This is a genomic window from Streptomyces sp. NPDC056883, from assembly GCF_042788835.1.
In the GTDB taxonomy this organism is placed as follows: domain Bacteria; phylum Actinomycetota; class Actinomycetes; order Streptomycetales; family Streptomycetaceae; genus Streptomyces; species Streptomyces stoeckheimensis.
In genome coordinates this window covers 1-20602 of sequence record NZ_JBHUBS010000036.1, presented here as the reverse complement: position 1 = coordinate 20602, position 20602 = coordinate 1, and the positions used below count along the sequence as shown (strand labels likewise).

Annotated in this window: 22 protein-coding genes; 10 read left to right on the top strand and 12 right to left on the bottom strand. The window is 72.5% G+C overall.

Translation table 11 applies throughout. The annotated features are described in order from the left end of the window. Positions 1-220: 220 nt before the first annotated feature. The 3 genes from ACFRU2_RS41170 to ACFRU2_RS41160 all read left to right on the top strand — a co-directional run bounded on the left by ACFRU2_RS41170 (position 221) and on the right by ACFRU2_RS41160 (position 3553). Complete coding sequence (locus ACFRU2_RS41170) at positions 221-2269, top strand: DEAD/DEAH box helicase (RefSeq protein WP_382981433.1); 2049 nt, start codon at positions 221-223, stop codon at positions 2267-2269. A gap of 126 nt (positions 2270-2395) precedes the next feature. Then, positions 2396-3307 (top strand): alpha/beta fold hydrolase, encoded by a 912-nt coding sequence (locus ACFRU2_RS41165; protein WP_382981432.1) that lies wholly within the window; start codon positions 2396-2398, stop codon positions 3305-3307. Between the two features lie 93 nt (positions 3308-3400). Continuing rightward, positions 3401-3553, top strand: a complete 153-nt coding sequence (locus tag ACFRU2_RS41160) for a hypothetical protein (RefSeq protein ID WP_243335969.1) — start codon at positions 3401-3403, stop codon at positions 3551-3553. 94 nt (positions 3554-3647) lie between these two features. Here ACFRU2_RS41160 and ACFRU2_RS41155 read toward each other — a convergent pair whose 3' ends face one another. From ACFRU2_RS41155 to ACFRU2_RS41140, 4 genes are all read right to left on the bottom strand, one after another. After that, positions 3648-4253: a MarC family protein gene (locus ACFRU2_RS41155; RefSeq protein ID WP_250741761.1), complete on the bottom strand. Its 606-nt coding sequence runs from the start codon at positions 4251-4253 to the stop codon at positions 3648-3650. 67 nt (positions 4254-4320) lie between these two features. After that, the gene (locus ACFRU2_RS41150) at positions 4321-5187 is read right to left on the bottom strand and encodes a PHP domain-containing protein (protein WP_382981431.1); all 867 of its coding nucleotides are present in this window, start codon (positions 5185-5187) and stop codon (positions 4321-4323) included. Positions 5188-5286: 99 nt separating this feature from the next. Then, the gene (locus ACFRU2_RS41145; protein WP_382981430.1) at positions 5287-5934 is read right to left on the bottom strand and encodes a DUF6758 family protein; all 648 of its coding nucleotides are present in this window, start codon (positions 5932-5934) and stop codon (positions 5287-5289) included. Between the two features lie 79 nt (positions 5935-6013). Beyond that, complete coding sequence (locus tag ACFRU2_RS41140; RefSeq protein ID WP_250741758.1) at positions 6014-6598, bottom strand: suppressor of fused domain protein; 585 nt, start codon at positions 6596-6598, stop codon at positions 6014-6016. 417 nt (positions 6599-7015) lie between these two features. Between ACFRU2_RS41140 and ACFRU2_RS41135 the strand changes: the two genes are divergently transcribed. Beyond that, positions 7016-8140, top strand: coding sequence for a magnesium and cobalt transport protein CorA (locus ACFRU2_RS41135; protein ID WP_382981429.1), 1125 nt, complete (start codon positions 7016-7018; stop codon positions 8138-8140). Positions 8141-8186: 46 nt separating this feature from the next. Next, positions 8187-8702 (top strand): hypothetical protein, encoded by a 516-nt coding sequence (locus ACFRU2_RS41130; protein ID WP_382981428.1) that lies wholly within the window; start codon positions 8187-8189, stop codon positions 8700-8702. Between the two features lie 36 nt (positions 8703-8738). Here the strand turns inward: ACFRU2_RS41130 and ACFRU2_RS41125 are convergent, their stop codons facing one another. After that, positions 8739-9521, bottom strand: coding sequence for a hypothetical protein (locus ACFRU2_RS41125; RefSeq protein WP_382981427.1), 783 nt, complete (start codon positions 9519-9521; stop codon positions 8739-8741). A 256-nt stretch (positions 9522-9777) separates the two neighbouring features. Between ACFRU2_RS41125 and ACFRU2_RS41120 the strand changes: the two genes are divergently transcribed. The 3 genes from ACFRU2_RS41120 to ACFRU2_RS41110 all read left to right on the top strand — a co-directional run bounded on the left by ACFRU2_RS41120 (position 9778) and on the right by ACFRU2_RS41110 (position 12992). Continuing rightward, positions 9778-11085, top strand: a complete 1308-nt coding sequence (locus tag ACFRU2_RS41120) for a magnesium transporter MgtE N-terminal domain-containing protein (protein WP_382981426.1) — start codon at positions 9778-9780, stop codon at positions 11083-11085. Between the two features lie 187 nt (positions 11086-11272). Further along, positions 11273-11779, top strand: a complete 507-nt coding sequence (locus ACFRU2_RS41115; RefSeq protein WP_374683993.1) for a DUF1003 domain-containing protein — start codon at positions 11273-11275, stop codon at positions 11777-11779. A gap of 43 nt (positions 11780-11822) precedes the next feature. Next, positions 11823-12992: an Mrp/NBP35 family ATP-binding protein gene (locus ACFRU2_RS41110; protein WP_254383984.1), complete on the top strand. Its 1170-nt coding sequence runs from the start codon at positions 11823-11825 to the stop codon at positions 12990-12992. 65 nt (positions 12993-13057) lie between these two features. On the opposite strand, the gene ACFRU2_RS41105 is transcribed toward ACFRU2_RS41110, so the two are convergent. From ACFRU2_RS41105 to sigE, 5 genes are all read right to left on the bottom strand, one after another. After that, positions 13058-13771 carry a hypothetical protein gene (locus ACFRU2_RS41105; protein WP_382981425.1) on the bottom strand — a complete coding sequence of 238 codons (714 nt, stop codon included), beginning with the start codon at positions 13769-13771 and terminating at the stop codon, positions 13058-13060. 134 nt (positions 13772-13905) lie between these two features. Next, the gene (locus ACFRU2_RS41100) at positions 13906-14355 is read right to left on the bottom strand and encodes a sec-independent translocase (protein WP_382981447.1); all 450 of its coding nucleotides are present in this window, start codon (positions 14353-14355) and stop codon (positions 13906-13908) included. A 118-nt stretch (positions 14356-14473) separates the two neighbouring features. Beyond that, entirely contained in the window at positions 14474-15946 is a 1473-nt protein-coding gene (locus ACFRU2_RS41095) for a trypsin-like peptidase domain-containing protein (RefSeq protein WP_382981424.1), read from the bottom strand. 148 nt (positions 15947-16094) lie between these two features. Continuing rightward, positions 16095-16778, bottom strand: a complete 684-nt coding sequence (locus tag ACFRU2_RS41090) for an anti-sigma factor family protein (RefSeq protein WP_382981423.1) — start codon at positions 16776-16778, stop codon at positions 16095-16097. Continuing rightward, positions 16775-17554, bottom strand: coding sequence for an RNA polymerase sigma factor SigE (gene sigE / locus ACFRU2_RS41085; protein ID WP_250741750.1), 780 nt, complete (start codon positions 17552-17554; stop codon positions 16775-16777). The genes ACFRU2_RS41090 and sigE overlap by 4 nt, the downstream gene beginning before the upstream one ends. A gap of 143 nt (positions 17555-17697) precedes the next feature. Here sigE and ACFRU2_RS41080 point away from each other — a divergent pair, with 143 nt between their 5' ends. Beyond that, entirely contained in the window at positions 17698-18360 is a 663-nt protein-coding gene (locus ACFRU2_RS41080) for an O-methyltransferase (RefSeq protein WP_250741749.1), read from the top strand. Positions 18361-18375: 15 nt separating this feature from the next. Here the strand turns inward: ACFRU2_RS41080 and ACFRU2_RS41075 are convergent, their stop codons facing one another. Beyond that, positions 18376-18993, bottom strand: coding sequence for a hypothetical protein (locus tag ACFRU2_RS41075; protein ID WP_382981422.1), 618 nt, complete (start codon positions 18991-18993; stop codon positions 18376-18378). Positions 18994-19173: 180 nt separating this feature from the next. Further along, the gene (locus tag ACFRU2_RS41070; RefSeq protein WP_003966491.1) at positions 19174-19341 is read right to left on the bottom strand and encodes a DUF3117 domain-containing protein; all 168 of its coding nucleotides are present in this window, start codon (positions 19339-19341) and stop codon (positions 19174-19176) included. A gap of 331 nt (positions 19342-19672) precedes the next feature. On the opposite strand from ACFRU2_RS41070, the gene ACFRU2_RS41065 reads away from it, so the two are divergent. After that, positions 19673-20476: an enoyl-CoA hydratase/isomerase family protein gene (locus ACFRU2_RS41065; protein ID WP_382981421.1), complete on the top strand. Its 804-nt coding sequence runs from the start codon at positions 19673-19675 to the stop codon at positions 20474-20476. Positions 20477-20602 lie beyond the last annotated feature (126 nt).

The following is a 20602-nucleotide window of genomic DNA, read 5'->3' as shown; positions in this document are numbered from 1 at the left end:
GCGGCATAAAGCGCCTGAGCGATGGCTCGTGGTCCCGCGCAGCTTCGTACGTACGTAGTAGTACTGCAAGCCCGGCACGGTACGACCCCCTTCGCCGCCTCGCGCCGCGTCTCACAGAAGAGGCAGCACCCTGACTACGTTCCGAGACCTCGGGATCTTTCCCGAGACGGCCGAAGCCCTTGAGGCCGTCGGCATTGTGTCCCCCTTCCCGATCCAGGAGATGACCCTCCCCGTCGCCATGTCCGGCACGGACGTCATCGGCCAGGCCAAGACCGGTACCGGCAAGACGCTCGGTTTCGGCCTCCCCCTGCTGGAGCGCGTCGTCGTCCCCGCGGACGTCGAGGCGGGCCGTTCCACGCCGGAGCAGCTCACCGACGCCCCGCAGGCCCTCGTGGTGGTTCCGACCCGCGAGCTCTGCACCCAGGTCACCAACGACCTCCTCACCGCGGGCAAGGTCCGCAACGTCCGCGTCCTCGCCATATACGGCGGCCGCGCGTACGAGCCTCAGGTCGAGGCGCTCAAGAAGGGCGTCGACGTCATCGTCGGCACCCCGGGCCGCCTGCTCGACCTGGCCGGACAGAAGAAGCTCGACCTTTCCAAGGTCAAGGCCCTCGTCCTGGACGAGGCCGACGAAATGCTCGACCTGGGCTTCCTGCCCGACGTCGAGAAGATCATGGGCTACCTGCCCGCGAAGCGTCAGACGATGCTGTTCTCGGCGACCATGCCGGGTGCGGTCATCGGACTGGCCCGCCGGTACATGACCCAGCCGACGCACATCCGCGCCGTCTCCGAAGACGGTGAGGGCGCGACCGTCGCCAACATCACGCAGCACGTCTTCCGTGCGCACAACATGGACAAGCCGGAGCTCGTCTCCCGCATCCTGCAGGCCGAAGGCCGCGGGCTCGCCATGATCTTCTGCCGCACCAAGCGCACCGCGGCCGACATCGCCGAGCAGCTGGAGAAGCGCGGCTTCGCGTCCGGCGCCGTCCACGGCGACCTGGGCCAGGGCGCCCGCGAGCAGGCGCTGCGCGCCTTCCGCAACGGCAAGGTCGACGTGCTGGTCTGCACCGACGTCGCCGCGCGCGGTATCGATGTCGAGGGTGTCACCCACGTCATCAACTACCAGACGCCCGAGGACGAGAAGACCTTCCTGCACCGCGTGGGCCGCACCGGCCGCGCGGGCAAGAAGGGCATCGCCGTCACCCTGGTCGACTGGGACGACATCCCGCGCTGGCAGCTGATCAACAAGGCGCTGGAGCTGGACTTCCACGACCCGGTGGAGACGTACTCCACGTCCCCGCACCTGTACGAGCAGATGAACATCCCGGCCGGCACCAAGGGCGTCCTGCCGCGCGCCGAGCGCACGCGGGCCGGTCTGAAGGCCGAGAACCTGGAAGACCTGGGCGAGACCGGCGGCCGCGGTGGCCGTGGCGGCCGCGACAGCGGTCGTGACGGTGGCCGTGACCGTGACCGTGGACGCGATGGCGGACGTGACGGCGGACGTGACGGTGGCCGCAGTGCCGCCGCCCCGGTCGCCGAGGAGCGTCCCGCCCGTGCCCCGCGCCAGCGTCGCCGCACCCGTGGCGGCTCGGACCAGGGCGCCGAGCTCCTGGCCCCGGTGACCACCGAGGCCACCCCGGTCGCCGCGGTCGCCGCCGCCGCTCCGGCGGTCCAGGCTCCGGAGGCTCCGGCCGCCGACGAGGCGCGCAAGCCGCGCCGTCGCCGGACCCGGTCGGCCGCTCCGGCCGCCACCTTCGTCGCCCCGGCGGCGAAGCTGGAGCCCCTGGCCCCGTTCGTCAGGGAGCCGGAGCCGGACTTCCAGATCGCCCCGCCGGTCGAGCCGGTCCGGGAGCGCCGCACCAGCGCCGCCCGTACCAGCGCCCCGCGTGTCCGTGCCCCCCGCAAGGCCGCGGCAGCTCCGGTCGCCGCCCCGGTGGCCGAGGTCGTCGCCCAGGCCGCCGTGGTCGAGGCTCCGGCCGCCCCCGCGGTCGCGGTCGTCGAGGAGGCTCCGGTCAAGCCGAAGCGCACCCGCACCCGCAAGGTCGCAGCTGCCGCCCCGGCCGCCGAGGTCGTCGCCGAAGCCGCCGCTCCGGTGGCGGAGGAGGCTCCGGTCAAGCCGAAGCGCACCCGCACCCGCAAGGTCGCGGCCGCCGCCCCGGAGGCTCCGGCCGCCGAGGCCGCCGCTCCGGTCGCCGAGGAGGCTCCGGTCAAGCCGAAGCGCACGCGGACCCGCAAGGCCGTCGCCGCGGTGGAGACCCCGGAGGCGTAACGCCCCGACGATGGCCCCGGTCCCCTTTCGAGGGGGCCGGGGCCATCGTCGTACCCGGGCCGCGCGGAGCTCTCGTACGGACGTACGGAGCTCCCGTACGGGCGTACGGGCCGGTAACCTCGGGCCATGAGCAAGCCCCCGACCCTCACGCTCCCGCCCGCAGCCCGTGCGTACCGCCTGGCCACGGCCCGCGGCGAGTTCGCCGTGCACGAGGCCGTGCCCGCGGGGCCGGCCCGCGGCACCGCCCTGCTGGTGCCCGGCTACACCGGCAGCAAGGAGGACTTCATCGGCCTCCTCGGGCCTCTGGCCGGCGCCGGGTACCGGGTGGTCGCCGTCGACGGCCGCGGCCAGCACGAGAGCGGCGGCCCGCGCACGCAGGATCCGTACGCCCTGGCGGAACTGGCGCGGGACGTCCTCGCGCAGACCGCCGCCCTGGGCGCGGCCGGTCCGGTGCACCTGTTGGGGCATTCGCTGGGCGGGCTGATCGTCCGGGCGGCCGTGGTCCGCGATCCGGCCCCGTACGCCAGCCTCACGCTGCTGAGCAGCGGCGCGGGCGCGGTCTGCGCGGACCAGCAGGGCCGTACGAAGCTCCTGATCTCGGCGCTGGAGGCGATGGGCGACGACATGCCGGGCATCTGGGCGGCCATGCGCGCCATGGATCCGCGCGACGCACCCGCCGAGGAACCGGCCCTCGCGGACTTCCTGCGCGCCCGCTGGCTGGGGACCGTCCCCGAGCAGCTGATGGTCACCGGCCGGGCGCTGATCGAGGAGCCGGACCGGATCGACGAGCTCGCCGCCGCGGCGCCCGGACTGGCGAAACTGGTGCTGTCCGGGGAGTCGGACCCGGTGTGGCCGGTGTCGGAGATGGACGCGATGGCGGACCGGCTGGGTGCGGCGCGGGTGGTGATCCCGGGGACGGAGCACTCTCCGAACGCCGAGGATCCGGCGGCCACGGCGGCGGCGCTGGAGGCGTTCTGGAAGGCCTCCGAGGAGTCCTCCGAGGGGCCTCTGACGTCTCCGGCACCCCTTAGTAGTTAGACAAGGAAAAAATTTCCTTAGCGTAGGGAATGTTTGCGGCTTACACTTCGTTAACCCTGTACAAGGAGAAACACTGACGAAGGGAGAAGCCCCATGCGCTTCGAGATTCTGCGCCTGGACGACGTCGACGGATCTGCCGTGGACAGCACCGTCGTGGACGCGGCCTCCGTCAACCGGATCGTGCAGCAGGCCGCGGCCGTAGGCCAGCGCATCCTGATCCGACCGGCTGAGACCGTGTCCAACTGACCGCGTCCACCCATTCGCCGAACGCCCCCGCACCGGTCCCGGTGCGGGGGCGTTCGCATGCGCGGCGGCGGCGCTCGGCGGCCGGCGGGCGGCGCTACGAGCTCTCGATCACCTGGAGCACGCCGTTGATGATCTGCTGGACCGCGATCGCGGACAGCATCATGCCCGCGAGGCGCGTCACGAGGACCACGCCGCCGTCCTTGATCACGCGGATGATGACGAGCGAGTAGCGCATCACCACCCACAGCACGACGTGCATCGCGACGATCGCGGCCCACACCGAGAACTGGCCGGTGACCCCGTCGGCCTTCTGCACGGCCAGGATCACCGAGACGATCGCGCCGGGTCCGGCGAGCAGCGGCATCCCGAGCGGGACGAGCGCGACGTTCACGTCCTTGGTCTGCTTCGGCTCGTCGGTCTTGCCGGTGAGCAGGTCGAGCGCGATGAGCAGGAGCAGCAGCCCGCCCGCGATCATCAGGGCCGGCACGGAGACGTGCAGGTAGTCGAGGATCTGCTGGCCGCAGAGGCCGAAGACGGCGATGACGCCGAAGGCGACGCAGACGGCCTGCCAGGCCATGCGGCGCTGCACCTTGGCGGGGCGCCCGGAGGTCAGCGCGAGGAAGATGGGCGTGATCCCCGGAGGGTCCATAATCACAAAAAGCGTGAGAAAGAGGGATCCGAAGACGGCGAAATCGAGCACAGTGATGCCTTGCAGGAGAGGGGTGTCACGAAAAAATGGGGAAGGGCGGGAGGGGCGGCGGCAGAGGTCAGCCGCGTACGCGTCCACCGGCGCCGGGAACCGGGAACGCCCCGGTGGCACGGCGGGTGATCTCGCCGTAGATCTCGGGGTCGGTCGTGTACTCCCCGAGGCGGCAGGTCTTGCGGCTGCCGTGGTAATCGCTGGACCCGGTGGTCAGCAGACCGAGATCGGCGGCCAGGCCGCGCAGGCGCGCGCGGGTGGCCTCGTCGTGGTCCATGTGGTCGACCTCGATGCCGTCGAGGCCGGCCGACGCCAGAGCGGCTATCGCGCTCTCGGGCACGCAGGTGCCGCGCTTGACGGCGGCGGGGTGGGCGAAGACGGTGACCCCGCCGGCCGCCTTGACCAGGCGGATCGCGTCGAAGGGGTCGAGCTCGTGCTTCTCGGCGTAGGCGCGGCCCCCGTCGGCGAGCCAGTCCGCGGTGAACGCGTCCGACACGGTGCGCACGACGCCCAGCTCGACGAGCGCGGCGGCGATGTGCGGGCGTCCCACGGAGCCCTCACCGGAGATCCGGGCCACCTGCTCCCAGGTGACGTCGACCCCGAGGCCCTGCAGCTTGCCGATCATGGCCTGGGCGCGCGGGGTGCGGTCGTCGCGTACGAGCTCCCGCTCGCGGTGGAGCTCGGGCTCTTCGGGGTCGAAGAGGTACGCCAGCATGTGCATGCCGATGCCGTCGAGCCGGCAGCTCAGCTCGGCGCCGGTCACCAGGGTCAGCCCCTGGGGCAGCGCGGCGATGGCCTCGCGGTATCCGGCGACGGTGTCGTGGTCGGTCAGCGCCACCACGTCGAGCCCCGCACCGGCGGCATTGCGCACCAGCTCGGCGGGGGTGTCCGTGCCGTCCGAGGCCGTGGAGTGGGCGTGCAGATCGATGCGCACAGCCGAACTCCAGGGTTCACACGCGGACGGGGGGACGCTCCAGGATACCGTCCGCTTTTCCCCTCTTGACGCGCCGGGCCGAGCCGTGCGAGCGGCGCGTCAGGAGGGTGCGGAAATGATGCGGGGGCTCAGGGCGCCGCAGGGCAGCAGTTCCACCTCGGCTCCCGCGTCGCGCAGGTCGGTCAGGACCAGCTCGTCGTACATCAGCAGGCCCGACTGCTCCGGCCAGACGATCGCCCACAGCCACAGCCCGCGCGCCTCTCCGGCGAAGACGGCCCGGTCCTCGGGTACGCCGGTGACGTGCCAGAGCGGCGTCGGGCGCCCGGCGGCGACCACCTTGGCGTGCGGCGGGGCGGAGACGTTCATGTAGCGGCCCGGGTCGGGGGCGTCGAGGCCGGCGAAGCGCGCGCCCAGGCCGACGCCCAGCTCCTCGGCGATCAGCAGCAGCTCGCCGATGCCGCCGAGCGGGCCGGGACCCGAGCAGGCCACGGCGGTGGCCCGGCCGCCGCTGCGGTCGTCACCGGCGGAGGCGATCCCGGTGAACAGCCAGCCGACGGGCAGCGGCCAGGGCATCCAGACCGGCACCTGCGCCCGGTTCACCACCACGCCCAGGCCTTCGACGCTCGGCGGGATCACGGGCTGCAGGGGATGGACCGTGCCGTGTATCGCGCACTGCCAGGAGTCGGCGAAAAGACCGGGCGCCCTGACCCGGCCACCACACTTCGGGCAACTCGGTTCGCCCCTCATAAGAAGCCACGCTCCTCCCCGCCGCGCGCCCCGTCAAGATGCGATCACCCGTCCGGGCGGCCGGGCGGCGGCCCGATGCTCAGTCCAGTGGGACTGCCGTACGCAGAGGGTCCCGCAGATCCGTGCCGCGCGCGAGCCAGCGTTCCTGCAGGGCGGCCGCTCCGTGGACCCGTTTCCACGCCGCCTCGTTCGCCGTCATCGGCAGGAGGGGGAAGAAGGAGACGGGGTCCATCGGGTCGTCCAGGACGAGGTCCTCCACCAGCCCGCCGGGCTCCGCGACGAGCACGGAGGTGAACGGGGCCCCTTCCCACAGGGGTTCGCCCACGTCGAGTGAGGCGCCGGGCGTCACGATGAGCCCCTCGACCTGGGGCGAGGCCGCCAGCACGGCCAGCGGCCGCAGCAGCCTGTCGGTGGGCGCGAGCCCGCCCCGCACGGTCAGCACGAGCTCCGCGCGCGGGCCGCGGACCGGGTCGGAGACCACGGCCGTGGGGTCGGTCATGGGCTGGGCGGACATGCCGAGGGTCGCGTACCGCACGAGGTCGCCCTCGGTGAAGCGGAGGACTTCGAAGCGGTCGGTGCCCAGGAAGGTGACGGCGGCGCGGGCGTCGGGTTCGCCGAGCGCGGCGCGCAGCCGGGCTTCCACAAGGGCCAGAATTTCTGCCATGGAGCGAGCATAGAACTCGTATCAGCCGGGTAAAGAGCGGCTCTTGACCATCCGTCGGCTGATATCGTTGACCGCTGGTCGGGGACGCTCTCAGAAGAGAAGTTTCAGTGCCCCGGCGACAGGACGTCCCTTACGGGGGACCGGCCGGAGGAGGTGGGGCTGCGGTGCATCGAAGTCGATCGCACAGTACGTGCGGTACCTCTCGCTCTTCCACTTCGCCGACGGGCGCGCCACGCCCCCTGTGATCCACGCGTCTTTGGATCCACACGCCGGATCGGTCGAAGAGCGACGGAAGCACTGTGTCCTCCCGTCCTGATCCTTCCGCCTGCCCGCCCGGACTGCCGACCGGGTGAGCGTGCCGTCCGGAAGGACCTCCCACCCGTACGGTCCGCAGCCGTGCGCGCGAAGGAGCCTGCCATGTCGATGCTGCCCTACCTCCGTGCCGCCGTCCGCCCCGCCCTGCGCAGGTCCACGCCGGCGCAGCCGGGCTACGACACCACCCGCGACCCGTCCGCGAACAGCGCGGTGGTCGACTGCGCCGTCTACCGCGACGGCCGGCGCGCCGTGCGCGCGCAGGGAGCCCCCTGCCTGACGCCCCGTGAGGCGCTGCGCGAGGTCCGCGCGGACGGCGGATTCGCGTGGATCGGCCTGCACGAGCCGACCGAGGCCGAGTTCGCCGGGATCGCCGCCGTGTTCGGACTGCACCCGCTCGCGGTGGAGGACGCGGTGCACGCGCACCAGCGGCCGAAGCTGGAGCGCTACGACGACACCCTCTTCACCGTCTTCAAGACGATCCACTACGTGGAGCACGCCGAACTCACCGCCACCAGCGAGGTGGTGGAGACCGGCGAGGTGATGTGCTTCACCGGCCCCGACTTCGTCATCACCGTCCGGCACGGCGGCCACGGCTCCCTCAAGGGCCTGCGCCACCGCCTCCAGGACGACCCGGCGCTCCTGGCCAAGGGCCCGTCGGCCGTCCTGCACTCCCTCGCCGACCACGTGGTCGACGGGTACATCGCCGTCGCCGCGGCCGTGCAGGACGACATCGACGAGGTGGAGAGCGAGGTCTTCGCCGCCCCCACCAAGGGCAGTGCGCGCGGCGGCGACGCGGGCCGCATCTACCAGCTCAAGCGCGAGGTGCTGGAGTTCAAGCGGGCCGTATCCCCGCTGCTGCGCCCCATGGAGCTGCTCAGCGAGCGCCCGATGCGGCTGGTGGAGCCCGACATCCAGAAGTACTTCCGCGACGTCGCCGACCACCTGGCCCGCGTGCACGAGCAGGTCGTCGGCTTCGACGAGCTGCTGAACTCCATCCTCCAGGCCAACCTGGCGCAGGCGACCGTCGCGCAGAACGAGGACATGCGCAAGATCACCTCCTGGGCGGCGATCATCGCCGTGCCCACGATGATCTGCGGCGTGTACGGAATGAACTTCGAGCACATGCCGGAGCTCCAGTGGCGCTACGGCTATCCGATGGTGATGGCCACCATCGCCGGGACCTGTTTCACCATCCACCGGGCCCTGCGGCGCCACGGCTGGCTGTGAGGGCGCTGGCTGTGAGTGCGCGCGGGGCGCTGGCTACCCTGTGCGCATGACTCTCAGCGCGCTCGATCTGGCCCTCGTCGAGGAGGCCACCAAGAAGTCCGGCCTCATCTGGGTCCGCGGCTCCGGGGTGGACCGCGGCCTGTGGCACGCCTGGGTGGACGGCGCGGCGCACGTGCTCGGCGACGGGCCCGGGGAGCAGCCGTTCCCGGGGCTCGCGGACGGGGCGGCGGCCGAGGTGACCGTGCGCAGCAAGGACAAGGGCGGCCGGCTCGTCGCGTGGACGGCGACCGTACGCGAGCTCGTGCCCGGCAGCGAGCCGTGGGAGGCCGCGGTGGCCGAGCTCAAGGGCAAGCGGCTCAACGCGCCCGACTCCGCCGAGATGACCGACCGCTGGGCGCGGGAGTGCCGGCTGCTGCGCCTGGAGCCGGAGTCGGTCCGGGCCGCCCTCCCCGAGGGTTCGCTGGCAGCGGCTCCGCTGGGCTCCCCGGCGACGACCCGGAAGCCGATCCCGGCCGGGCTGCCGAAGCTGCTGCTGAAGCGGAAGAAGAAGGCCTCCCGCTAGGCCCGCGGGTTGGCGCCCAGCCTGGCGGGTTGGCGCCTAGCCCTGCGGGTTGGCGCCCTGGCCCGAGCCCTGGCCGGAGCCGCCCTCCTGGTCCTTGGTCGTGGGCAGCTCGGAACCGTAGTCCACCGTCTGGTCGGGCGCGGGCGCGGTGAGCTCGACCGGCTTGCCCCATTCCGCGAGGGTCACCCGGCCGGCGCCGCCCGCGCGTTCCATGAGGAGCGGGTACGGCGTGCCCTCCAGGGAGACCGAGAGCTTGCCGCCCTTGCCCTGGTCCGCCGAGACCTGGACGGCCCGGGTGGGGCCGACCTTGGTGTAGTCCTCGCCCTTGGTGAGCTTCCCGTCGAGCCCGAGCAGCCCGTCGAGCATGACGTGTATGTCGGTGAAGCCGCGGAACTGCTTGTAGGAGGGGTCGCCCTCGGGCACCTTGACGAACTTGTCGCCGAGCTTGCCTGCCGCCTCGGACTGGCCCCAGAAGGCGGCGCCCGCCTTGAGGTAGAGCTGCTCGCCGACCCGCAGCAGCTGGAAGGTGGTGTCGTCCTGGGACTTCACCTCGCCGGAGCCGCCGTCCGCCCCGAGCCGCATGTCCAGGGTGAAGGACTTGCCGCCGCTGACGAGCGTGCCGGACAGGTGGACCGACTGCGCCCCGGTGACGGCCGTCTTCGCCTTGTCCTCGATCTGCTCGGCGGACAGCTTCCCGACCCCGTTCGTCCCCTCGTCGGGATCCGCTCCGCACCCCGTGCCGACGACGGCCAGGCCCGCGCACAGGGCGCTGACGAAGGCGGCCCGGCGCAGCCGCGGGGCGGGGAAATAGGCGGTCACGGGCAGGTGCCCCTCTCGTTGCGTGGCGAGCAGCTGGCAGCGTACCCGCCCGTACGCGGGCCCCTGCGCGGCGCCCGCGCGCAGCCCGTGGGGACGCACGTGCGGAGGTCGCGGGGGCGCCGCGCGGACGCTGCGCCGATGCCGGGGGCGGGCCCGGCCGGACGGCCCCACCAGGAGGTTGCGTGCGGTACGGGCTAACCTGAGGGACGGCAGTACCGGTGATCGACGGATGACGCAGCTCGTAGGAGGCGCTCGGATGGCGGCAGGCGCCCCACGGATCTTCGTCTCGCATCTGTCGGGTGTGCCCGTCTTCGATCCCAACGGCGACCAGGTGGGCCGGGTACGCGACCTCGTCGCGATGCTCCGCGTGGGCGGCCGGCCGCCCCGGCTGCTGGGCCTGGTGGTCGAGGTCGTCAGCCGGCGCCGGATCTTCCTGCCCATGACCCGGGTGACGGGCGTCGAGTCCGGCCAGGTGATCACCACCGGCGTGGTCAACATGCGGCGCTTCGAGCAGCGCCCCACCGAGCGGCTGATCCTCGGCGAACTGCTGGACCGGCGGGTGCGCCTGGTCGCGGACGACGAGGAGGTCACCGTCCTGGACGTGGCCATCCAGCAGCTGCCGGCCCGGCGCGACTGGGAGATCGACCGGATCTTCGTACGGAAGGGCAAGTCGGGCGCGCTGCGGCGGCGCGGCGAGACCCTGACCGTGGAGTGGTCGGCGGTGACGGGCTTCTCGCTGGAGGAGCACGGGCAGGGCGCCGAGAACCTGGTCGCCACCTTCGAGCAGATGCGCCCCGCGGACGTGGCGAACGTCCTGCACCACCTGACGCCGAAGCGGCGTGCCGAGGTGGCGAGCGCGCTGGACGACGACCGGCTCGCGGACGTCATGGAGGAGCTGCCCGAGGACGAGCAGGTGGAGATCCTCGGGAAGCTGAAGGAGGAGCGCGCGGCCGACGTCCTGGAGGCGATGGACCCGGACGACGCGGCCGACCTGCTCTCGGAGCTGCCGGAGGACGACAAGGAACGGCTGCTGACGCTGATGCGGCCGGACGACGCCGCCGACGTGCGACGCCTGCTGTCGTACGAGGAGAACACCGCGGGCGGTCTGATGACCACGGAGCCGATCGTGCTGCGCCCCGACGCGACGGTCGCCGACGCGCTGGCCCGCGTACGGCAGTCGGACCTGTCGCCGGCGCTGGCGGCGCAGGTGTACGTGTGCCGGCCGCCGGACGAGACGCCCACGGGCAAGTACCTGGGCACGGTGCACTTCCAGCGGCTGCTGCGCGATCCGCCGTTCACCCTGGTCAGCTCGATCGTGGACACGGGCCTGGCGCCGCTGCGGCCGGACGCCTCGCTGCCGGTGGTGACCAGCTACCTGGCCGCGTACAACATGGTCGCGGTCCCGGTCGTCGACGAGAGCGGTTCGCTGCTGGGCGCGGTCACCGTGGACGACGTACTGGACCACCTGCTCCCGGACGACTGGCGCGAGACGGACTTCCATGCGGAGGGCGCCGGCGGGCCCGAGGACTCCGAGCGTGCGGAAGGAGCCCTGCGTGGGAACTGACCGGGGGCGCGGCGAGCGCGAGCAGGCACGCGAGCGGCGCAAGGAGCAGATCCGGGAGCGGCGCGAGCACGCCCGGGCGCAGGCGCGCGAGTACGGGCTGGCGGAGGCCGCCGCGGAGCGGGCGGAACGTTCCTCTTTCGAGCGCGGCGAGCGGGCGAAGTCCGGCCAGTCGACCGGGTCGAGCGCCCTGTCGCGCTCGCGCACCCGGCTCGACCTGCCGCGCCCGGCCCGGCGCCGGCTGCTGCCGGAGTACGACCCGGAGGCCTTCGGGCGGCTGTCGGAGCGGGTCGCACGGTTCCTCGGCACGGGCCGGTTCATCGTCTGGATGACCGTCGTCATCATCATCTGGGTGCTGTGGAACATCTTCGCGCCCGGACACCTGCGCTTCGACCAGTACCCCTTCATCTTCCTGACCCTGATGCTGTCGCTCCAGGCCTCCTACGCGGCCCCGCTGATCCTCCTGGCGCAGAACCGCCAGGACGACCGGGACCGGGTCAACCTGGAGCAGGACCGCAAGCAGAACGAACGCTCGCTGGCCGACACCGAGTACCTGACCCGGGAAATCGCGGCCCTGCGGATGGGTCTGGGGGAGGTCGCCACGCGCGACTGGATCCGGTCCGAGTTCCAGGATCTGATCAAGGAGATGGACGAGCGGCGGCTATTCCCCGCGGAGAGTGACGAAGGCGACCGTTAGCAGCCTTTCCTGAGGCCCGCCACCGCGCCGTACCATCGGGGGCATGGCTACCGACACAAGCTCCGCCTCCGCCGCTGCCGTGCCCGAACAGGACGCGATCCTGGACGCGCTGGCGACGGTGAACGACCCCGAGATCCACCGGCCGATCACCGAGCTGGGCATGGTCAAATCGGTGGAGATCGGTGACGGCGGCGAGGTCGCCGTCACCGTGTTCCTGACCGTGTCGGGCTGCCCCATGCGCGAGACCATCACCAACCTGGTCACCGAGGCCGTGCAGAAGGTCCCCGGCGTCACCTCGGTCGCCGTCACGCTGGACGTGATGAGCGACGAGCAGCGCAAGGACCTCGCGGCGACCCTGCGCGGCGGCACCGCCGAGCGCGAGGTCCCCTTCGCCCAGCCCGGCTCGCTGACCCGCGTCTACGCGGTCGCCTCCGGCAAGGGCGGCGTCGGCAAGTCCTCGGTCACCGTGAACCTGGCGGCGGCGATGGCGGCCGACGGCCTCAAGGTCGGTGTCGTCGACGCCGACATCTACGGCCACAGCGTGCCGCGCATGCTCGGCGTGGAGGGCCGCCCCACCCAGGTCGAGAACATGATCATGCCGCCGTCGGCGCACGGCGTGAAGGTCATCTCCATCGGCATGTTCACCCCGGGCAACGCGCCCGTGGTGTGGCGCGGTCCGATGCTGCACCGGGCCCTCCAGCAGTTCCTGGCCGACGTGTTCTGGGGCGACCTGGACGTCCTGCTGCTCGACCTGCCGCCGGGCACGGGCGACATCGCGATCTCCGTGGCCCAGCTCGTGCCCAACGCCGAGATCCTCGTCGTGACCACCCCGCAGCAGGCGGCGGCCGAGGTCGCGGAGCGGGCCGGCTCGATCGCCGTGCAGACCCACCAGAAGATCGTCGGCGTCGTCGAGAACATGTCCGGGCTGCCCTGCCCGCACTGCGACGAGATGGTCGACGTGTTCGGCTCCGGCGGTGGCCAGAAGGTCGCCGACGGCCTGACCAAGACGGTCGGCGCGACCGTGCCGGTGCTGGGCTCGATCCCGATCGACGTCCGCCTGCGCGAGGGCGGCGACGACGGCACCCCGGTCGTCCTGTCCGACCCCGACTCCCCCGCCGGTGCGGCCCTGCGCGCCATCGCCGGCAAGCTCGGCGGCCGTGCCCGCGGCCTGGCCGGCATGTCCCTGGGCATCACCCCGCGCAACAAGTTCTGACGTAGAACGAGGAAGGGGGCCGGCGAGGAGATTTCCTCGCCGGCCCCCTTCCTTCGTTTGAGGTCCTACTCGTACGCCGCCAGGTCCCCGATCACCGAGAACCCGAGCCCGTACGCGCTCATCCCCCGCCCGTAGGCACCGAGATGCACCCCGCTCCCGGACGATCCGGCCAGAACCCAGCCGAACTCCGACTCGCGGTAGTGGAACGGCGTCGGCTCCCCGTCCACGGGCAGCGACAGCGTCGACCAGTCCGGCCCGGCGAGGTCGTCCGCGAGCTCCCACGCGGCCTCGGTCTGCTGGTCGAGCCAGTCGTCGCGCAGGGTGTGGTCCATCTGCCCCGGCCAGCTGTAGGCCAGCAGCCCCGAGCCGGCCAGCCAGGCCGCCGAGGAGACCGAGGTGGCCTCCAGGACTCCGGTGCCGTCGGCGGTGCGCCGCAGCGGGTTGCTGGCCACCGTGACGACCACCGCGAAGCGCTCCTTCTCCCCGGTGGCGATCTCGCCGCGGGCGGAGGGCTCGTCACCGTGGCCGGTCGAGCCGTGCTCCACGCTGCCGTCGGCGCCGGCGGCGACCTGCATCAGCCAGCGGGGGCCGGTGAAGGCCCCGTCCAGCCCGTACCAGGGGAAGTCGGCCCGCAGGTACCCCTCGGCCGCCCGGCGGGCGGCAGGGACGGGCGGGGCGGCCGCGTCCGGGGGCTGCGGATGGTCTGCTGCTGGTGCGGGGGCTGGCGTCTGCGCCTCGGCGGGCTGCGTGCCTACCCGGCTACTGCTCGTCGTCTCCATCTGCGCGGCCTCTCGTTCCGTGGGATCCGGAACGGCCCACCCCCCTCGGGCGTCCTGGGTCCGGACTCAAAGGAGGATAGCCATCCGACCGCGGTTCGCCGGGCAGGCAGGCGCGTGCGTGGTCCCGGGTGGCGTCAGGTCGCGTCGGCGTCGTAGCGCGAGCGCTGCTCCTGCGCCGGGGTCGCGGGCTTCTTGACCATGTCCGGTCCGGCGCCCGGCGCGGCGGCGGGGAGGGCTCCGCCGGCGGCCGCGGCCGCGTCGGACTCCTTGCCGTTGACCGCGTCGGTGACGTCGTTGAGTTCCTTGCGGAGATCGAAGCTGCTCCGGATCTCCTTGAGGTCCTCGTTCTCGGTCAGCTGCTTGCGGATGAAGTTCTTCGGGTTCAGGTCCTCGAACTCGAAGTCCTTGAACTCCGGTCCGAGCTCGGAGCGGATGTCCTGCTTCGCGCTGTCGGAGAACGCGCGGATCTTCCGGATGACGCCCGTGACGTCCTGGATGACCTTGGGCAGCTTGTCCGGGCCGAAGATGAGAATGGCGAGCACCACGATCGTGACCAGCTCGAGTGCGCCTATGTCGTTGAACACCTTGCCCCGCTCCTCGGCTCTCTTCACGTCAGGCCTGTCACACGGTACCCGGCCGGGTCCGCAGTGCCCTACACCAGGACCGGCTGATTACCCGACCGGTTCTGCTTTCACCGGCCCGTCACGAACCGTTCGCCGACCCGAGGACCACTTCCAGCGTGCGCTCCCGGCCCTCGCGCAGCACGGTGAGGGTGAGCCGGTCGCCCGGCCGGTGGGCCCGGATCTTGATCACCAGCTCGTCGCCGCCGTGCACCCGTACCCCGTCCACCTTGGTGATCACGTCGCCCGGCTTGATGCCCGCGCGGGCTCCGGGCCCGCCGGCGGTCACGGCGGGCTTCCCGCCCTCGCCCTTCTCCCCCACCCTGGCTCCCTCGCCGGAGTAGTCCATGTCCAGGGTGACCCCGATGACGGGGTGGGTGGCGCGGCCGGTGCGGATCAGTTCCTCGGCCACCCGCTTGCCCTGGTTCACCGGGATGGCGAAGCCGAGGCCGATGCTGCCGCGCTGCTGTCCGGAGCTGTCCTTGCCGTCGCCCCCGCGGATGGCGCTGTTGATGCCGATGACCTGGGCCCTGGCGTCGAGGAGCGGTCCGCCGGAGTTGCCGGGGTTGATGGGGGCGTCGGTCTGGAGGGCGTCGACGTAGCTGACGTCGCTGCCGTCGCCCTTGTCGCCCCCGGCGGTGATGGGGCGGCCGGTGGCACTGATGATCCCGGCGGTGACGGTGTTGGAGAGGTCGAAGGGGGCACCGATGGCCACCACCGGGTCGCCCACCTTGACGTTCTCGGAGTTGCCGAGCGCGAGCGGCCGCAGGCCCCGTACCCCGTCGACCTTGACGACGGCCAGGTCGTAGCCGGTGTCGCCGCCGACCAGCTCCGCGGCGACGCTCTCGCCGGTGCTGAAGGTGACCGTTATGGTCCGGGCCCCGTGGACCACGTGGTTGTTGGTGAGGATGTGGCCCTGCCCGTCGAGGACGAAGCCGGTGCCCGTCGAACTGCCCTCCGCGGCGTTGACGTGCAGGGTGACCACGCCGGGCAGCGCGGTGGCGGCGATCCCGGCCACGCTCTCGGGAGCCCGGCCGCCGTCGGCGGGGGCCGCCTGCGGGAGTTCCAGTCGGGTGCCGGCCTGCCGCTCGGCGAGGACGCCGGCGTAGCCGCCGATGCCGCCGGCCAGGAGGGCGATACCGAGGGCGAGGGCGATGCCCTGGCGCAGCCGGACCGGGCGCGAGCCCGCCCTGCCGTGGTCCACCGTCTGGAGCGGCCGCACACCCCACGGGTCGTACCGCGGCTCCGTGTCGGGGTCCGTGTGCGCATCCGGGTCCGCGACGGGCTCCGGCGCGGTCCGCGGGGGCGGTACGGATCCCTCGTGCCCGGCAACCGGCTGCGCGGGGCGGCTCCACCACTGGGGCACCGGGGCGGGGGCGGGCTCCGTCACCGGGGCAGGGTTCGGGTCGGGATCCGCGTCCGCCTGCTCGGCGGCACGAGGGGGCGGTACGGATCCCTCGTGCGCGCCGACGGGCTCCGCGGGGCGGCTCCACCACCGGGGCAGGGGGGCGGGGACCGGATCCGCCGCCGGATCGGTCTGCTGACTGTCGGACATGGGTGCTCCCCGCCTGCCTGTCGGTCTCCGCCGGCCGCCCGGGGCGGCGCATCTGGCGGAGATTCAACCAGGTTGCCGGTGCCGCCCGCCCCGGCGGGCCGCACGGGCGGGCCACCCGAGGCGGGCCACCGTCACCGTCCCGGACCGCTCAGCGGTACAGGGACACCGGGCGTGCGGGGGCGGTCGGCCGGGAGGGCACCGGGGAGGCCGCGAGCGGGGAGACCGGGCGGAGCGTCGGAACGGTGCCCGGCTTCGGCAGCCGGTTCTCCCGGACCACCGCGTCGACCACCGGGACCACGGGTCCCGTGCGCGCGGCCGGAGCCTCGCCTCGGGCATTGGGCTCGACCGCTTCCATCGGCAGCGAGCCGCCCAGCGCGATCGCGGCGAGCGACACCGCTCCGGCGGCCACGAACGCGAAGCGGCGCCGCTGCCGGCCCACCTCGTGTATCCGGAAGCCCTGCTGCTGCGGCGCGGCGGCGGCCGCGGGCGGCGCGTAGCCGAAGGACCCGAACGGGTCGGCACCCGGCGGCGGACCGAAGGGGCCGGAAGGTCCCGAGGGGCCCTCGGGGCCGCTCCCCGGCAACCCCTGCAACCGGGCCAGCAGCCCGGCCGACAGCGGAGGGGGCGCGCTCTCCACGAACATGGTCTTCAGGCGGCGCTGCGCATCGGCCTCGGCCTTGCACTTGGCACACGTCGCCAGGTGCGCCAGTACCCGCTCGCGCACGTCGTGGCTCAACTCCCCGTCCACGAGGGCGGCGAGCCGGTCGCCCAGGTGGTGCTCCGCCGAGGAAGCCTGCTCGGCGGGCGACGGGGACGGACTGATCCCGCTCACTCGGCTCCGCCCTCTCCCCCGGTGCCGGGGGCGCCCACGGCCACACCGGCCAGCGCGCGCTGCTCCGCACGGGCCTCGGGAGACCGGTGCTTGAGCGCCTTGCGCAGGTGCGAACGGCCGCGGTGGATACGGCTGCGGACGGTGCCGAGCTTCACGCCGAGCGTGGCGGCGATCTCCTCGTACGACAGGCCCTCGATGTCACAGAGCACCACGGCCGCGCGGAACTCGGGCGCGAGGGTGTCCAGCGCCTGCTGTACGTCCGCGTCGAAGTGGGTGTCGTGCAGCACCTGCTGCGGGGACGGCTCACGGCTCGGCAGCCGCTCGGCGGCGTCGTCGGCGAGGGCGTCGAAGCGGATCCGCTGCTTGCGGCGGACCATGTCGAGGAAGAGGTTCGTGGTGATCCGGTGCAGCCAGCCCTCGAAGGTGCCGGGCGTGTACGTGGACAGCGAGCGGAAGACCCGGACGAAGACTTCCTGCGTCAGGTCCTCGGCGTCGTGCTGGTTGCCCGTCAGCCTGTAGGCGAGACGGTAGACCCGCGCACTGTGCGTGCTGACGATCTCCTCCCATGAGGGAGGGGTCCACGCCTGGGAGCCCGCATCGGCGGCGAAGGTCGCGGTGGTTGCGGTGTCTACGGTGCGGAAACGGTCAGCAATGTTGGTCACGGATTTCGGCTCACCGGCCGACCAGAAGAGGCGTCGGAGGACACCCCCACGATCCACAGGCGCAGCCGCACCTCCCCTGTCGGCTCTGGTGGTGTCCAGCGGAATCCCTACCATAGCCACCCCTCCCGTCAGCTCTGGATAAGCATTTTTGCAGTAACTTTGCACGGGCTCCGGGCCCCAGGCCGCTCTTGCGTCTCTACTGCTCTCAACGCCCGGTCCCATCTGCGGGTTCCCGACTCCAGCGGATACAGTCACCGTTGCGCCAACTATGGGGACAGGAGAGGGTCATTACCGGCAACCGGCAGACGAGCTGGGCGTTCGCCGACGCGTTTGTCGCCGAAGACGACGCTCTGCGATGGGCCCGCGACCGGTCCAGGGAAGCGGGACTTCGCTCCGTCTCCCCCGGCACCGGGGCCGCGCTGCGCCTGCTCGCCGCCACCGCGGACGCGAAGGCGGTCGCCGAGATCGGCACCGGAACCGGCGTGTCCGGCATCCACCTCCTGCACGGAATGCGCGCCGACGGGGTCCTGACCACGGTGGATCCCGAAGCGGACCGGCAGGCCTTCGCCCGCCAGGCCTTCCGCGCCGCCGGCTTCGCGGGCAACCGCGCCCGCTTCATCCCGGGCCGCGCCCTGGACGTACTGCCCCGGCTGGCCGACGGCGGATACGACCTCGTCTTCTGCGACGGGGACCCGTCCGAGTCCCTCGACTACCTCGCTGAATCGTTGCGCCTGCTCCGCCCCGGCGGCCTCGTCTGCTTCGAGGGGGTCTTCTCGGACGGCCGTACGGTCGACTCCGCGGCCCAGCCGGTCGAGGTGCTCCGGGTCCGCGAACTGCTGCGCACCGTCCGCGAGACCCCGGCCCTGGAGGCCGCCCTGCTCCCGGTGGGCGACGGTCTGCTGTGCGCGGTCCGGCGCTGAGCCCGGCGGGGTAGCTCAGCGCAGCAGTGCGAAGGTCAGCGCGGCCGTACCGCCCAGCGCGGTGCCGGCGAGGAGCTGCGCCGTGGTGTGCGCCTTCAGGACCAGCCGGGACCATCCCACGCCGGCGGCGACCAGCACCGCGGGGAGCAGCGCCGGTCCGAAGGTCAGCAGCAGGATCATCACGGTGCCGCCGGCCACCGACATGTGGATGGATATCTGCCAGCCGACCGTCACCAGCAGGGACGAGACGAGGCCGACGAGCATCGCGACGACCAGCGCGAAGACGTCGGCCGGGGCGCCGAGCACGCGCAGGAGGGTGATCCCGGCGACGACCGAGACCAGGCTCAGCCCCATCGGGACGACCCGCTGGCGCCGTACCCGGATGTGCTGGTCGGTCAGCGCCCCGCGCCGGACCCCGAGCAGGATGATGCCGATCGGGACCACGCCGCAGAACAGGGCGCCGAGCAGGCCCCAGCCGAGACCGGCCCAGGACCCTGTGCTGTGCCAGCCGATCAGCAGGAGCTGGGCCACCACCAGGTTCGCCGGCGCCAGGCCCTCCGTGAGGACCCGGGCCGCCTTCTCGCGGGGCGTGCAGTCGGCGAAGGCCGGCGGAGCGGGCGGGGAAAAGGACACGGTGCGACTCCGGCGATCACGATCGGGGGGCTCGGCTGGAGGCTCGGCCCCGGCCTGGAGCTCGGCCCCGGCCCGAGGGTCAGCCCGGGGACACAACACTGCCCCGACCGCTTGGTGCGGCCGGGGCAGTGCAGAGAATGCAGCGAAAGTACTGTCAGTCATCCCTGGTGGACCTGGGGATCAGCCGACGACCTTCTTCAGGGCGTCACCCAGGGCGTCCGCCTCGTCCGGAGTCAGCTCGACGACGAGCCGACCGCCGCCCTCGAGCGGTACGCGCATGACGATGCCCCGCCCCTCCTTGGTGACCTCGAGCGGGCCGTCGCCCGTCCGCGGCTTCATGGCCGCCATGCTCGTTCCCCTTCCTGAAACCAGTTCATCGTCAGCCGACGGCCCCATTCAGGCGCCTAGTACCCGGCATCGAACACATTGCTTCCAGGCCATTATCCCGCATGTCAGGACCCGATGACCAACATCGGCTGGGAACGCTTGTGCAACGCGCTTGACCAAAACCACTCATTTCGGGGACACGCCTGCGATACTTCGCCGCCGCGGCACGAGTCTGCCCTTCCGTTTATTTGACGCACATCACATGTGCGACCCCGGTCCGGTCCGCCATGCTGACCTTTGCACCGGCCGGTACCGGCCGGTAGCCAGCCCGCGACGAAGGGGGACCCCCGCCATGGCCGACAGCGTGCTCTACGAAGTGACCGACGGACTCGCGACCATCACGATCAACCGTCCCGAGGCCATGAACGCCATGAACACCGAGGCCAAGGTCGCCCTGCGCGACGCGGCCCGGGCGGCGGCCGCGGATCCGGCCGTACGGGCGGTCCTGCTCACCGCGGCGGGCAACCGGGCCTTCTGCGTGGGCCAGGACCTCAAGGAGCACGTCGGGTTCCTGGCGGCCGACCGGGAGCACGGCTCCTCGCTGACCATGAACACCGTCGCGGAGCACTACAACCCGATCGTCCGGGCGCTGACGGAGATGCCGAAGCCGGTGGTCGCGGGCGTGAACGGCGTGGCGGCGGGCGCGGGCTTCGGCTTCGCCCTGGCGGCGGACTTCCGCGTGGTCGCGGACACCGCCTCCTTCAACACCTCCTTCGCGGGGGTCGCCCTGACGGCCGACTCGGGCGTCTCGTGGACGCTGCCCCGCCTGATCGGCGGCTCGCGCGCCTCCGACCTGCTGCTCTTCCCCCGGTCCGTGAAGGCCCAGGAGGCCCTGGAGCTCGGCATCGCGAACCGCGTCGTCCCCTCGGAGGAGCTGGCGGCCGAGGCGCTGGCCGTGGCGCGGCGGCTGGCCGAGGGCCCGACGGTCGCCTACGCGGCGCTGAAGGAGTCCCTGGCGTACGGGGCCTCGCGGTCCCTGTCCGAGGCGCTGGACCAGGAAGACGTGCTCCAGGCCCGTGCGGGGGCCTCCGAGGACCACGGCATCGCCGTCGCGGCCTTCCTCGCGAAGGAAGCTCCGCGGTACCTGGGCCGCTAACGGCTCCGCCCGGGGTGTGCCGCTCCGCGGGGGAAGTCCCCTACCCGCCCTTCGCCCGTTCCCCGGGCTGCGCCCGGACCCCTCCTGGGGCTCCGCCCCAGACCCCGCGCCTCAAACGCCGGCGAG